Source organism: Streptomyces liliifuscus (genome assembly GCF_016598615.1).
GTDB classification, from domain to species: Bacteria; Actinomycetota; Actinomycetes; order Streptomycetales; family Streptomycetaceae; genus Streptomyces; species Streptomyces liliifuscus.
In genome coordinates, this window is record NZ_CP066831.1 from 9,630,681 (window position 1) to 9,644,547 (window position 13,867).

Here is a 13,867-nt window from a genome sequence, read left to right on the forward strand (position 1 = left end):
CACGTGACCGTACGTGGCTTGAACAGTTTGTTGATTTCTGACCTGTTGCCGCCAGGTGTCATGCCCCTTGGGGCATGGTCCACTCCCCCGGGAGGGCCCCGGAAGGGTTGCACGTCGACTGCGGGCCGGGAGGGGCTGGTCGCGCAGTTCCCCGCGCCCCTTACGGGGCGTCTGTCGTGCGGGCCGCCTCCATCAGTGACTGCCAGTCCGGGAGTTTGACCACGTGCCTGCCCAGGGAGGCGCCCAGGGCTGCCTCCGCTCGTTCTATCGCCTGCCAGCCCTCCCACTCGACCGGGTCCAGCCCCTCCGCCCTCAGCGCGGCCAGCGGGTCGGGCGGCACATCGCGGCGCGCGAGAGTGGGCGCGTCCTCCAGGAGTGAGGTCACCGTTTCCTTTGCGCAGGGGCGGTTGGTGCCGATGACGCCTGTGGGGCCGCGTTTGATCCAGCCGGCCACGTACTCGCCGGGGGAGACCGAGCCGTCGCGCAGAACGCGGCCCGCGAGGTGGGGGACGGTGCCGAGGCTCGTGTCGAAGGGGAGGCCCTCCAGGGGTACTCCGCGGTAGCCGACCGAGCGGAAAACCAACTGGGCCTCGATGTCCTCGAATCGGCCCGTCCCCGTCACGCCGCCTCGGCCGTCCGGGAGTGTCCGTTCGAAGCGGACGGCGCCCACGCGCCCTGCGTGCGGAAGGAGTTCGACCGGGCGGAGGAAGAAGCGGAGGCGGATCCGGCGGGTGCCGGAAGGGTGCGGGTTCTCGGCCCAGCCGCGCAGCACCTCGACGTTGCGGCGCTGCGCGGCCGGCAGTCCCGAGGGGTCGGCGTACGCCGGGTCGAGCGCCAATTCGGCAGGATCCACGACGACTTCGGTGTCGGGCAGGCCGCCGAGTTCGCGCAGTTCCTTGGTGGTGAAGCGGGCCTGCGACGGACCGCGCCGCCCCACCATCTGGATCTCCCGCACCGGGCTGGCGGCCAGTGCGGCGAGCGCCGCCTGGGGCATGTCGGTGGGGCTCAGCTCCGCGGCGCCGCGGGCCAGCATCCGGGTCACGTCCACCGCCACGTTGCCGACGCCGATGACGACCGCCGCCCGCGCGCCGACCACGAAACCGTCGGACAGGGAGTCCGGATGCGCGCTGTACCAGGACACGAACTCGGTCGCCGACCAACTGCCGGGCAGCTCCTCGCCGGGCACCCCGAGATGCCGGTCGGTGGCGGCGCCCACGCAGTACACGACTGCGTGGTACAGCTCCCGCAGCCGGGCGGCCGACAGCCCGTCAGGGCCGACCCGGACACCGCCGAGGAACCGCACCCGCTCGTGCTCCAGAACCGTACGCAGATTGTTCTGCAGTGACTTGATCTTCTCGTGGTCGGGTGCCACGCCATAGCGCACCAGTCCGTACGGGCACGGCAGCCGGTCCAGGACGTCCACCCTGACTTCCGGCACCTGGCCCTGCTGGACGAGACCTTGCGCGGTGTACACCCCACTCGGCCCCGAGCCGACGACGGCGACCTGCAGCACGGCTGAGCCCCTTCCCCGAGGAGAACGAGGAGATCGCTGGTGCTTCCAGCATCGCACCGCATGGCGCGCCCGGGGAGGGGCAGTGCACGGTGCTGCGCCGACGGGGTGCCCTGCCGGGAGCGTATGCGTGCCTATTCGCAGTGAATGTGATCATGCGGTTACGTTGCGTATGTGCTGGAAGCATCCTTTCTTAATCTTTTTGATCGATATGCGCCGGACGGCGTCGTGTCCGTATGGCCCGTCTGGGAAGTGCGGGAGTGCGAGCAGGAGCGCGACACCGCCTCGACGTGGTGCAACGTCCGGCTGACCTTCGACGACGGCGCCCAGGTCGACATGCTCGCCGTGGTGTGCGACGGATGCGTCTCCATCGAGGACGTGCGGGCCCAGCCGGCGCTCTCGCTCGACGACCTGGCGGTTCTTCCGGAGTGGATCGAGGGTCCGCTCCTGGAGGCGTGCGGGGGAGCGGCGGAACCGGCGGGAGTCGCGTCCGCCGAAGGGTCTTCGGGCAAGCGGCACGCGCGCCCCGCCCGGCCGCGCGGCATCGAGGGCCGACGCTTCGTCGCCGGGGAGTATCTGGCGGCTCAAGGGGCGGGCCGGGACCCGGTGCTCGCGGTGATGTCCGCGACCGGACACAGCCGCCGGCGTGCGCTCAGGCTGATCGCCGGAGCGCGCGACGCGGGTCTGCTGACGCCGCGTCACGTGCGTCGCTGAGCGGAAGATCGGGCGATCGGGCGATCGGAGGGTCGGGAGGGTCGGGAGGGTCGGGCGTTCGGGAGCCGTCAGGACATCTCGCGCATCCGGCTGATCTCGGCCGTCTGCTGGGCGATCACGTCGTCGGCCATCTCCTCGATCTGGAGGTTGTTGCCCTGCGCCTTCACGTCGGTGGCCATGGTGACGGCCCCGTCGTGATGGGTGATCATCAGCTTCAGGAAGAGCTCGTCGAACGCCTTGCCCTGCGCCGCCCGCAGCTTCTTCAACTGAGCCTCGGTCGCCATGCCCGGCATCGGCTCGTGGTCGTGGGACTCGCTCTTCCCCGCGCCGCCGTGCTTCTCCAGCCAGCCCTTCATGGTGTTGATCTCGGGTCGCTGCGCGGCCGTTATCCGGTCGGCAAGTCCCTTCACCTGGGTCGACTCGGCCTGCTTCGCGGCGAGTTCCGTCATCTCCAGCGCCTGCGTGTGATGCTCGATCATCATGCGCGCGTAGTCGCGGTCGGCGGAGTTGGGGGAGTCGTCCTCGGCCCGGTGCTTCGCGGCGTCCTCGGCGGAGAGCGTCTGGGCGGCCTCACCCGGCTTGCCGGGGGCGATGACCGAAGGGCCCGTACCCGCCGCGGACTTGGACGGGGTCTCGTCGTCCGAACCCGTGCAGCCCCCGAGTGCGAGGACGGCGGACGCCGCGATCGCGACGCGGTACAGGGACGTACGGCCAAAGGGCACAGCGACCTCCTGAGTCACCCGGGACAACAGACACCTCGTGAGTGTTGATGACCGTCTTAGCACGCTGCTGAACGTGATTGATCAAAAACATTCATTACGAATGCGTTGCCGCCTGTTGATCTGTGCATGATGAAGACGATACTTCGGGTGAACCTGAACCGTTCGACTGCGAACGGCTACAAGGGAGGACGCAGTGACCCTGTTGAACAATCACCGAACGCGGCGCAGACGTCTGGGAGTTGCCGCCACCGCGGCCGGCCTCCTGGCCGCGCTGCTCACAGCCGGTCCGGCGGTCGCGACCCCAGACCCCGGGGACTCGCCGGCCGCGTCGCAGAAGGTCTCCAAGAGCGATGCGGCCGAGGCCAGGGCCGCGATAGCGAACGGCGAGATACCCGGGCAGGACGAGATCGTCCACTCGGAGAACATCCAGCACCTCGCCAACATCCCCAAGGACACGCTGCCGGGCACCAATTCGGACCTGGCCTTCCAGGGCAAGTACGCGTTCGCCGGCAACTACGACGGCTTCCGCATCTTCGACATCAGCAACCCGAAGTCCCCGAAGACGGTCTCCCAGGTGCTCTGCCCGGGCTCGCAGAACGACATCTCCGTCTCCGGCGACCTGCTCTTCCTCTCCACCGACTCCTCGCGCAGCGACAACTCCTGCAACAGCACCACGCAGCCTGCGACCGAGAAGTCCTCCTGGGAGGGCATGAAGGTCTTCGACATCAGCGACAAGAGGAACCCGAAGTACGTCGCGGCCGTCGAGACCGCCTGCGGGTCGCACACCCACACGCTGGTGCCGGAGCGCAAGAACGTCTACGTCTACGTCTCCTCGTACTCGCCCAGCGCCGCCTTCCCCGACTGCCAGCCGCCGCACGACGGCATCTCGGTCATCAAGGTGCCGCGCAAGGCCCCGCAGAAGGCGAAGATCGTCAACTTCCCCGTCCTGTTCCCCGGTTCGGGACCTGACGGCGGCGGCAACCCGGGCGGGCCCACCAACCCGGGCGTCTCCAAGACCACCGGCTGCCACGACATCACCGTGCTGCCCTCCAAGGACCTCGCGGCGGGCGCCTGCATGGGCGACGGCATCCTGTTCTCCATCAAGGACCCGGAGAACCCGAAGATCATCGACCAGGTCCAGGACAACGTGAACTTCGCGTTCTGGCACTCGGCGAGCTTCAACCAGAAGGCCAACAAGGTCGTCTTCACCGACGAGCTGGGCGGCGGCGGCGCGGCCACCTGCAACGCGGCCATCGGTCCGAACCGCGGCGCCGACGGCATCTACGACATCGTCGGCAAGGGCGACAAGCGCAAGCTCGTCTTCAAGAGCTACTTCAAGATCCCGCGCCACCAGGCCGACACCGAGAACTGCGTTGCCCACAACGGCTCGCTGATCCCGGTCAAGGGCAAGGACATCATGGTCCAGGCCTGGTACCAGGGCGGCATCTCCGTCTGGGACTTCACCAACTCCTCGAAGCCCAAGGAGATCGCCTACTTCGAGCGCGGTCCGCTGAGCACCGACACCTTCTCGGTGGGCGGTTCCTGGTCGGCGTACTACTACAACGGCTACATCTACTCGAACGACATGGCCAAGGGCTTCGACGTTCTGAAGATCAACGACCGTCGTACGGACCCGGCGAAGAAGCAGCGTCTGCATGAACTGAACGTCCAGACGCAGCCGGACTACTTCGACTGACCGGACTGTTCCGGTCGGCCGGACCGGCTCCGGCCGGACTACTCCGGTCGGCCGGACCGGCCGGACTCGTCCGTCTCGCGGTTGTGCTCACGGCCCTGTTCCCGGCTCTCGGGAGCGAAGAACCGTGAGAGGTCCTCGTGGCAGGTCCCGTCGGGTGCCTCGGCGCCCGGCGGGGCACCCCGCTCCCAGTCGAGCCGGTAGCGCCGGAACAACTCGGCCCGCAGCGTCCGCAGCGGCATCGGGACTCCGGGCACCAGCGCCGCGTACACCGAACCCATCAGGAGCGCGCGCAGCATGGGGTAGTCGGTGGCGGCGTCCGGTGAGCCGTAGCGGGCCATGGTGTCGCTGAGCAGTTCCGCCAGGCGCTGCTGCTCCGGGCACTGCACGAACCCCTCGGCCTGGAGGATGCCCGCCATGTGCTGGCGCATCAGCATGGGGTGATCACGGGCCAGGCCCAGGATGGCGTCAATGGCCCGCGCCATGCGCTCCCGACCGTCCTCCGTACGCGGCTCGCGCTCCAGCGCCTCCTCCAGCGTGCGGTGCATCAGCCGGTGCACCGCCGACTGCACGAGCTGGCGTTTGCCCGGGAAGTAGTACGAGACGAGGCCGCGGGCGGAACCGGCCCGGTCCGCTATGTCGCCCAAGGTCGTGGCCTCGTACCCACGCTCGCCGACCAGCTCCAGGGCCGCCTGCAGAAGCCTCTCGCGGGAACGCCGCCGCAACTCTTCATTGACCGAGGCGCTGCGAGGGGACATCCTATGTACTCCTGCGTTGACTGGCTGCCAGCCAACTATACTCAGCGCGTCCGGAGCGAGTCCCGTCAGGGATCTTTCTCCGGGCTGCCGTCCGCTCGGGGCGACGCGGGGGATCGTCCCGGGCGGACGGGAAGTACTGCCGCCTCCCTGCCGTCCCGCGCAGCCGTCCTGGCCTGACCAGCAGCTGTCGCCGAGCCGTCGCCCGCTCCTTACAGTGGGCTGGAGTGCCGAGGAGGCGTAGGACATGGATCAAGAGCAGATCCTGGCCAGGATCACGGCGATGGTCGACGACGAACGCAGGCTCCGTGACGCCGTCGCGTCCGGGCAGATCGACAGCACGACCGAACACGAACGGCTCGGACAGCTGGAGCGCGAGCTCGACCAGTGCTGGGACCTGCTGCGCCAGCGGCGGGCGAAGTCCGAGTTCGGCGAGAACCCGGACGAGGCACACGTCCGTCCGTCGTCGCAGGTCGAGGGCTACCAGAGCTGACCGGTCCGCCCGGACCTCGTTCGGCCCACCAGGTCCGGTACGCGGTCAGCCCACCAGGTCCAGTACGGGCCGCAGCCCGTCCGGGCGCTCGGTGACCGGCAGGTGGTCGACGAAGTGCACTCCGCAGCCCAGGGCCGCGGCTCCGCCGTCCGCACGCCGGTCGTCGCCGACCATCAGGGTGTCCCGCGGTTCGACCCCGAGCGCGTCGCAGGCGGTCGCGAACAGCCCGGGGTCCGGCTTCTGGATGCCGTGCTCGTACGACAGGACGTACGCGCCGATGTACGCGTCGAGGCCGTGGTCCCTGAACACCGGCCGCAGATCCCAGCCGATGTTGCTGACCACGCCGACGGCGACCCCGCGCTCACGCAGCGCGCCCAGCACCTCGGCCGTGTCGGGGTACGGACGCCAGGCGGCCGGTGCCATATGGCGGTCGTACAGCCTGTCGTGCAGCGCCGGATCGGGTAGCGCCACCTGACGGGAGACACCGGTGTACGCCGTCCGGTGCAACTCGGAGGTCTGGTCTCGGATGCCCCAGATGGGGGCCACGTCGGCCGGCACCGGCGCCGACGGGTTGGCCCCGCCGGGCTGCGCCCCGACGGTCTCCAGTTCCTTCGCCGCCCGGATCAACTCCGGCTCGGACAGGGACACTTCGGAGTCGTCCAGAACCGCGCGCAGCCATGACTCGGCGGATTCGATTCGGAAGAGGGTCCCGGAGAAGTCGAACAACACGGCAGCCATGCGCCGGACTTTACCGGCGGCAAAGGCGGCGTACGCAGGCAGGCTCCGGGCGATGACGCGTACAGAGGGACTTTCACGCCGCGGGTGGCTCGCCCGACGGGTCCGGCGAGCCACCCCTCCCCCTGTCGCGTCACTCAACGGACATGGCGTCGGCTCAGCACAGGACGGTGCTGCCGCCGTTCGTGAGATTGCCGTCGTACACCCAGCCCTGGGCTCCGCTGGCACGGACCGTCACGTACGTCCATGTGTTGTCCGACTCGTTCACCGTGTAGCAGTGGTAGTCGACTGCCCTGCTCCCGACAGGATTGCTGCCGCAGGTGCTGTGAGGGCCGCTGCGGCGCGGCGTACTGGTGCTGGTTGTCTCCCCGCCGCCGTTGTCGCGGTCGCTGTGGGAGTGGGAGGAACAGGTCGCTGTTCCACTGGGAGTCCAGCTGGGCGGTTCCCCGATGCCGGTGGCCCGGGCCTCGAACGGTAACGAGGCACTCGGGCCGGCGGGAACCGCCTGCGCGGTGGTGACCGAACTGCCGGCCAGCAGGGCGGCTCCCGCCGCGAGGCCGGTGAACCATGTACGAGTACGCATGAATCTCCTTCGAGATCGGTGTGTCGAACGATGGGCCGAGGGCGGATTCGCGCCTCGGGCTTTCACCGCTGTCTCGTCAGCCCTCTTCGGCCTCCGAACAATGACTTGATGGAACCTGCCGACCGGGAGCGGTGGTGCGTAGATTTGGCCGCCGACCGGGGCTTCGGTGTCGGAGGGGGCGGGAGCGTGGCGGGTCAGCGCGAGGTGCCGGTGAATCAGGCGGTGGAACCGGCGCGGAGAGTTGGAGTCCTCGCAGAACCGTCGCTCGGATTTCGCTGGGGCCAACGCTGCTTGCCGCTCGTCGCGTCGGCAAGGCAGAACGATGTTCGGCCGTGTTCGGAACAATGCTCGTCGTGTTCCGAACCTGTCCGAACACGGGAGTGTCGTCTCAATGTGATGGCTGTCCGGTTTCCGCGAGGGCTGTGGCGATGAGCCGGGAAGAGGGCGACTTAGCCGGGCAACCGGCGGCGACACCACAGCCGGCACAGGTCGGCACCCCGGCCGAGTTCGTAGCGGTACTGCGCGTGTTGCGGACCTGGTCCGGACTGACCTACCGCCAGCTGGAGAGCAAGGCGACCGCGCATGGCGACACACTGCCCGCCAGTACGATCGCGACCACCCTCGGTCGTACCACCCTGCCGCGGGAACGGTTCGTCGACGCCTTCACCCGCGCGTGCGGCCTCGGTGACGAGGAAGTGCGTCAGTGGCTGAACGTTCGCCAGCGCATCGCCACTGGCGAGCCCGCACCCACCGGCGACAGCCAGGCTTCCGGTTCCGACGTCTCGAAGCGTGCCCCGCGCTGGCACCGGGCAGCCGGCCTGGCCGTCGCGGCGAGCATCGGGATGGCCGGCACCCTGGGTGTCAGCAGCCTTTTCAACGCCTCGGCGCCGTCGGCAGCCCCGTCGGCGAGGCCGGTGAGCGGACTGCGCATCCTGGCTGTGGGCAGTTGGGCACGTATTCACCCTGTCCGAACACCCGAGTTCTGTGTCACCGAAGGAAGAGATCGCACTGGGCACTACAAAACCGCTGTCGCCGCCCAGCAACCCTGCGCGGAGGCGGTCCAGCCCCGGGTGTTCCTCGAACCGCTGGGCAAGAACATCGTGCAGATTCAGTGGCACCACCCGAAATACAGCATCGGCTGCCTGACGGTTCTCCCGAAAGGGCCCGGTCGTGACCTGCTCGAACCTCGCGACGACTGTGCCGACGACAACCGGGCCCAACAGTTCCGCATCGGCTCCGTCGGCCCGTCTGCCGCAGCGCACTTCCGCCTTCGCCCTGTCAGTACCGGCCGGTGTCTGAGCCTGCGCGACCAGGACACCGACGTCGGCACGGAAATCGTCCAAGGCCGCTGTTCCGGCGCCGCCGACCAGGAGTTCCTGATCGAACTGATCCCGCCTCCGTGAACCGCCTCTCCCCTCCACCGATTTGCGAGTGCCGTCGAGAACCGAACGTGATCTCTGTGCGTGGTAACGGAGAACGCGTTGGCATGGACACAAAGGCGGGGGAACGCGAGTGGGATTCACAGGACGCGCGAGAACGGCGGCGCTGGCCGTCGTCGTGGCCGGGGCGCTGGTCACGGGGGCGGTATCGGCGGGCGGTCAGCCGGCGCAAGCGGCCGGCTCCGCCGCACAGGACGGGACGAAGCCCTCGGCGAAGGAGAAGGCGAAGACCAAGCCACCGGCGACCGTCACGCTGATCACCGGCGACCGCGTGGACGTCGACTCCGACGGCCGGGTGGTTCGGCTCAAGCGCGCCAAGGGCCGGGAGGAGATCGGCTTCTCGGTGCGGCGCGAGGCCGGCCACACGTACGTCGTACCGCAGGACGCCCTGCGCCCGATCGCCGACGGCGTACTCGACCGGAAGCTGTTCGACGTCGCGCGGCTGGTCAAGGACGGGTACGACGACGCACACCGCACCACGCTGCCGCTGATCGTCGGGTACCGGCAGGACGGTGCAGGAGCAGGAGCAGGAGCAGGAGCAGGTGCCCGCACCGCCGCGCGCGACCCGTTCGCGGGCGTGGCCGTCCGGGAGCGCCGTGCGCTGCCCGCGGTCGACGGCGAGGCGTTCAAGGCGCCCAAGACCGGTGCCCCGGCGCTGTGGGCGGCCGTCACAGGCGGCTCTCCGGCCCGTACGGCAGGAGGTAGGGCCGCACCCGTGCGGCCCATCGCCCATGTCTGGCTGGACGAGAAGGTCCGCGGCTCCCTGGCCGAGAGCGTGCCGCAGATCGGTGCGCCCGCCATGTGGAAGTCGGGCTACACCGGCAAGGGCGTCACGGTGGCGGTCCTGGACTCGGGTGTGGACGAGACCCACCCGGATCTCAACGGCGTCGAGATTGCGCAGAAGAACTTCAGCGATTCCCCCGACGTCCAGGACCGCTACGGGCACGGTACGCACGTGGCCTCCATCATCGCCGGGAGCGGTGCGAAGTCCGACGGCCGCCACAAGGGCGTGGCGCCCGAGGTGAAGCTGCTGGACGGCAAGGTCCTCGACGACGACAACATGGGATCCACCTCGAACATCGTCGCCGGCATGCAGTGGGCCGTCGACCAGGGCGCGCAGATCGTCAACATGAGTCTGGGCGGCCTCGACAGCCCGGGAGTCGACCCGAAGGAGGCGGCCGTCGCCCGGCTCTCCGACAAGGCCCTGTTCGTGGCGGCCGCGGGCAACTCGGGCAACGGGCCCCGCACGCTCTCGTCGCCCGCCAGCGCCCCCGAGGCGCTCGCAGTCGGCGCCGTGGACAAGGAGGACCAGATCGCCGACTTCTCCAGCCGCGGCCCGAACCTCGACGGCACGCCCAAGCCGGACATCACCGGTCCCGGCGTGGACATCACCGCCGCCCTGAGCACGCAGAGCTCGGTCCCCCCGACCGAGGACTACGTTTCGAACTCCGGTACGTCGATGGCCACCCCGCACGTCGCGGGCGCCGCCGCCCTGGTGCTCCAGCAGCACCCTGACTGGAGCGGCGCCCGGGTGAAGGCGCTGCTGACCGGTTCGGCCAAGCCCAACCCGCTGCTGAACGCCTACCAGCAGGGCGCGGGCCGGGTGGACCTGACGCGCGCCGCCACGAGCCTGGTCGTCGCCGAGTCCGGCTCCCTCGGCTTCGGCACGCAGGCCTGGCCGCACACCGACGACGAGCCGGTCTCCAAGACCCTCACCTACCGCAACCACGGCACCCGGCCCGTCACCCTGCGGTTGAGTGCCTCCGGGACCGACCCGGCGGGCGACCCCGCCCCGGCCGGCATGTTCACCGTCAAGGACGCCCAGCTCACCGTTCCGGCAGGCGGCACCGCGGAGACCACCGTCACGGCCGACACCCGCGACGGCACCGTCGACGGCGTCTTCGGCGGCACCCTGCTGGCGTCCGGTGAAGGCCAGGAGGTGCGCACCGCTCTCGTGGTCGAACGGGAGGAGGAGTCGTACGACGTCACCGTCCGGCACATCGACACCACCGGGGCGAACCCCGTCACCTACGCGACGATCATCACCCCCATCGGCGGGCTCGGCGATCGCATGGAGCTCCCCCACAGCGAGAACGGCACCGTGGTCCATCGGCTGCCCAAGGGCTCCTATCAGCTGGAGAGCCTCGTCTTCGACGACGACAACGATGTGGCCTTCTTCGTCCAGCCCGTGCTGAACGTCGGCGCGGACACCACGGTCACCCTCGACGCGCGCAAGGCCAAGCCGTTCGCGGTGAAGGCCCCCGATCCGGCCGCGAAGCTCGTCACCTCCAGAGTCGGGTACGACGACGAGGCCGCGGGTGTGTCCCAGACCTGGTCCAGCAACGGCGTGCCGGCGATGCGCACCGCTGCCCTCGGACCGGCCTCCGACGCGATGCGGGCCCAGTTCAACGGGGTGTGGCAGACGCCCGGCGCGGCCGGCAAGAACGTCGACTACCGGCTCGCCTTCAACCGCCAGGGCAGCTTCTTCACCGGCCTGAACCGCACCGTCACCCGGGCCGAGGTCGCCGAGGTGAAGCTCGGCTTCGGCGCCTCCGTCACCGGGGCCAAGGGCCTGGTCCACATCACGCCGCTGGACGAGCGCGGGATGGGCGTCGGCATAAAGGACCCACAGGAGCAGAACCTGCCGCAGAGCACCACGCACTACCTCAGCACGGAAGGCGTGCACTGGTCCTGGAAGGCCGCGCAGCTCAACTCCGGCGGCGAGGAGCGCCTGGTCCACACGAAGGACTGGGTGACCTACAAGCCGGGCTCCAGCCACACGCTGAGGTTCAACACCGGTGTGGCCGGCCCCGATCTGGCGGCCGGAAGCCCGGAGCTGCAGGGCGCCGAGCGGACCGGCGACTACCTCAGTGCCAGGATCCCGCTGTTCAACGACGGCAGCGGCAACCCGGGGTCCTCGGTCGTCACCAGCGGCTTCACCCGGCTGGAATCCGGCGGGCGGATCCTCAACGAGGGCTCGCCCACGGAATGGCTGACCACCGAAGTCCCCGCCGCCTCCGCCCCGTACCGCCTGACGGTCGAGGCGAGCCGCTCCGCCGAGGACACCTCCACCAGCACGAAGGTGACAGGGGTGTGGACGTTCACCTCGGCCCTGCCGACGTCTCAACCCACGGCCAGGCTGCCGCTGTCGACGGTGCGGCTCGCGCCGAAGCTGAGCCTGGGCGGGACGGCTCCTGCGGGCGGCACGCTCACGGTGCCGCTGAAACTGAGCGGTGCGGCCGCCGAGGCCGGGCAGGTCGCCGCGCTGACCGTGAACGTCTCCTACGACGAAGGCCGGACCTGGAAGCCGCTCACGGTGACGACCGACGCGAAGGGGGCGCGCTCGGTGAGCGTCAAGCACCCGGCGACCGCCAAGGCCGTGTCCTTCCGAGTGGACCTGAAGGACAAGGGCGGCAACACCGTGCGCGAGACGATCACGAACGCCTACCGGCTCGCTCCATGAAGTGACCCGACGACGGTGACCGTTGCCCGGCGCCGTTGAACCTCCGGCCTGGTTCCCGCACCCGCGGGCACCAGGCCGGATCAGTCCCTGTCCACACAGGTGCTGTCTACGGCGAGATCTTCTGTTCGTCGGGCTTGAGAACGCGGAGCTTCCAAAGTCCGTACACGGCGAGCAGCGGCTTGACGACGATCCACTCGCCGGGGCGGTAGTCGTCCGCACGCACGAGTCTCGCTGCGAGATCCGGGCGTTGGCGCCGCAGGTACGCGCGGGCCTTGAGCGCGTGCGCCGGCTGCGAGACGATCTTGATGTGGTCGACGTCCTCAAGCAGTGGGATCACGTTCGTGATGTTCTCCCAGGTCGTCGTGCTCTGGTCCTCCAGGAGCACCGTGCCGTCGAACTCGAGCACCGACTTCGCGTAGTCGGCCATCAACTGGGCCTCGGAAGCGCCGCTGCCGGTCGCACCACCACTGAAGATCACGCGGGTGTCGTGCGCTCCGTCGGTGGCACTGTCGGTGGCACTTTCGTTGACCCTGTCGGCGGTGATGGAGCGAAGTCCGGCTCGGACCCGCCATCGGTTGACGACGTTCGCCGTCGCCTGGGGGTTCTGGAAGCCCAACACGACCACGGCCTCGACAGCGCCCTCGCTGTTCCCCACGAGAGTTCGTGACCAGCGCCAGTTCAACCACTCGCTCCAGGCCAGGGCCGCAACTCCGGCCATCGCCAGTCCTGTCCTTCGCCGCATCCGGCGACTCTAGGGCACCTCGGCAACAGCCGCGACGGAACCAGCCACGCGTACGACTGAGGCAGCAGCCGGATCCGGCCACGGTGGTTCAGGTCAGTGGAGCCGGAGCCGGGGTGCCGTAGAAGGTGGCGGCCGGCCAACCGCGGGACTCGGTAAGCTCGTTGAGCAGGTTCGCGATCTCGATCGGGGTGATGACGTTCCCCGTCGGCGTGTCCATGACCGAGCCGCTGAAGGTCAGCGTCATGTACGCGTCGATGGGGCTTCGTCCGCAAGTGGAGGCGGCAGGACGGCCCGACGGCGCCGTCAGCGCGGCTCGGCGGTGCCCTGGAACCTCGTGGTGCCCTGGAACCTCGTGTACGACGCCACCGCGAGCGCCACCGTCAGCACGCCCAGCAGCCAGCCGCCGAGCACGTCCGTCGACCAGTGCACGCCCAGCCAGATACGGGTGAGGCCGACGCCGAGGACGGACACGACGGAGAGGGCGAGCGCGATGCGCCACAGGACGCGACCGGCGCCGTACAGCCGCAGCAGCCACAGCATCAGGCCGCACACGACCGTGGCCGTCATGGCGTGGCCGGAGGGATAGGCCGCGAAGTGGGCCGAGTCCACGGGGTCGGACCAGACCGGACGCTCCCGGTCGACCGCCGCCTTGAGTCCCTGCTGGAGCAGTGTGCCGAGCACACATGTGGCCGTCAGCCACAGCGCGAGCCACCATGCCGAGTGGTGCAGGACCAGCCAGAGCACGGCGACGGCACACAGGGCACGCATCGTCCAGGGGTCCCACACCCAGTCCGTGAGGATGCGGAACGTCTGCGTCGTGTCGGGGTCGTCGACCGCCCAGCGGTGGGTGGTGCGGGCGATGTCCCCGTCCAGGGCGACGAGCGGGTCCCAGGACATCGCGACCAGGACGAGCAGGAGTACGGAGGGAAGAGCGACAGCCGCCGCGACACGTACGGCGATCCCGGGACCAGGAGCGTGGGGCGGCGAGTCGACGGGTGGGGAGTGCATGCACCGATCC

At 69.4% G+C, this 13,867-nt stretch carries 13 protein-coding genes; 5 read left to right on the forward strand and 8 right to left on the reverse strand.

Annotation, left to right across the window (positions count from 1 at the left end; translation table 11 throughout):
• Positions 1-160 precede the first annotated feature (160 nt).
• Complete coding sequence (locus tag JEQ17_RS41980; protein WP_200400146.1) at positions 161-1,513, reverse strand: FAD-dependent oxidoreductase; 1,353 nt, start codon at positions 1,511-1,513, stop codon at positions 161-163.
• Between the two features lie 225 nt (positions 1,514-1,738).
• On the opposite strand from JEQ17_RS41980, the gene JEQ17_RS41985 reads away from it, so the two are divergent.
• Positions 1,739-2,224: a DUF6214 family protein gene (locus JEQ17_RS41985; protein WP_200400147.1), complete on the forward strand. Its 486-nt coding sequence runs from the start codon at positions 1,739-1,741 to the stop codon at positions 2,222-2,224.
• A 68-nt stretch (positions 2,225-2,292) separates the two neighbouring features.
• On the opposite strand, the gene JEQ17_RS41990 is transcribed toward JEQ17_RS41985, so the two are convergent.
• A complete protein-coding gene (locus tag JEQ17_RS41990) occupies positions 2,293-2,946 on the reverse strand; it encodes a DUF305 domain-containing protein (protein WP_200400148.1) in 654 nt (217 codons plus the stop codon).
• 193 nt (positions 2,947-3,139) lie between these two features.
• On the opposite strand from JEQ17_RS41990, the gene JEQ17_RS41995 reads away from it, so the two are divergent.
• The gene (locus tag JEQ17_RS41995) at positions 3,140-4,642 is read left to right on the forward strand and encodes an LVIVD repeat-containing protein (protein ID WP_200400149.1); all 1,503 of its coding nucleotides are present in this window, start codon (positions 3,140-3,142) and stop codon (positions 4,640-4,642) included.
• 38 nt (positions 4,643-4,680) lie between these two features.
• On the opposite strand, the gene JEQ17_RS42000 is transcribed toward JEQ17_RS41995, so the two are convergent.
• Entirely contained in the window at positions 4,681-5,397 is a 717-nt protein-coding gene (locus tag JEQ17_RS42000; RefSeq protein ID WP_200400150.1) for a TetR/AcrR family transcriptional regulator, read from the reverse strand.
• Between the two features lie 244 nt (positions 5,398-5,641).
• Here JEQ17_RS42000 and JEQ17_RS42005 point away from each other — a divergent pair, with 244 nt between their 5' ends.
• On the forward strand, positions 5,642-5,887 hold the full coding sequence (locus tag JEQ17_RS42005; protein ID WP_200400151.1) for a DUF2630 family protein: 246 nt from the start codon (positions 5,642-5,644) through the stop codon (positions 5,885-5,887).
• A 45-nt stretch (positions 5,888-5,932) separates the two neighbouring features.
• Here the strand turns inward: JEQ17_RS42005 and JEQ17_RS42010 are convergent, their stop codons facing one another.
• Positions 5,933-6,625 (reverse strand): HAD family hydrolase, encoded by a 693-nt coding sequence (locus JEQ17_RS42010; protein ID WP_200400152.1) that lies wholly within the window; start codon positions 6,623-6,625, stop codon positions 5,933-5,935.
• A 154-nt stretch (positions 6,626-6,779) separates the two neighbouring features.
• Positions 6,780-7,205, reverse strand: a complete 426-nt coding sequence (locus tag JEQ17_RS42015; protein WP_200400153.1) for an SH3 domain-containing protein — start codon at positions 7,203-7,205, stop codon at positions 6,780-6,782.
• Between the two features lie 428 nt (positions 7,206-7,633).
• On the opposite strand from JEQ17_RS42015, the gene JEQ17_RS42020 reads away from it, so the two are divergent.
• Positions 7,634-8,608, forward strand: a complete 975-nt coding sequence (locus JEQ17_RS42020; RefSeq protein ID WP_200400154.1) for an XRE family transcriptional regulator — start codon at positions 7,634-7,636, stop codon at positions 8,606-8,608.
• A 109-nt stretch (positions 8,609-8,717) separates the two neighbouring features.
• Entirely contained in the window at positions 8,718-12,107 is a 3,390-nt protein-coding gene (locus JEQ17_RS42025; RefSeq protein WP_200400155.1) for a S8 family peptidase, read from the forward strand.
• A gap of 106 nt (positions 12,108-12,213) precedes the next feature.
• Here JEQ17_RS42025 and JEQ17_RS42030 read toward each other — a convergent pair whose 3' ends face one another.
• The 3 genes from JEQ17_RS42030 to JEQ17_RS42040 all read right to left on the reverse strand — a co-directional run bounded on the left by JEQ17_RS42030 (position 12,214) and on the right by JEQ17_RS42040 (position 13,857).
• Entirely contained in the window at positions 12,214-12,849 is a 636-nt protein-coding gene (locus JEQ17_RS42030) for a YdcF family protein (protein ID WP_200400156.1), read from the reverse strand.
• Positions 12,850-12,937: 88 nt separating this feature from the next.
• The gene (locus JEQ17_RS42035; RefSeq protein ID WP_200400157.1) at positions 12,938-13,093 is read right to left on the reverse strand and encodes a hypothetical protein; all 156 of its coding nucleotides are present in this window, start codon (positions 13,091-13,093) and stop codon (positions 12,938-12,940) included.
• A gap of 59 nt (positions 13,094-13,152) precedes the next feature.
• Complete coding sequence (locus JEQ17_RS42040) at positions 13,153-13,857, reverse strand: phosphatase PAP2 family protein (RefSeq protein ID WP_200400158.1); 705 nt, start codon at positions 13,855-13,857, stop codon at positions 13,153-13,155.
• Positions 13,858-13,867 lie beyond the last annotated feature (10 nt).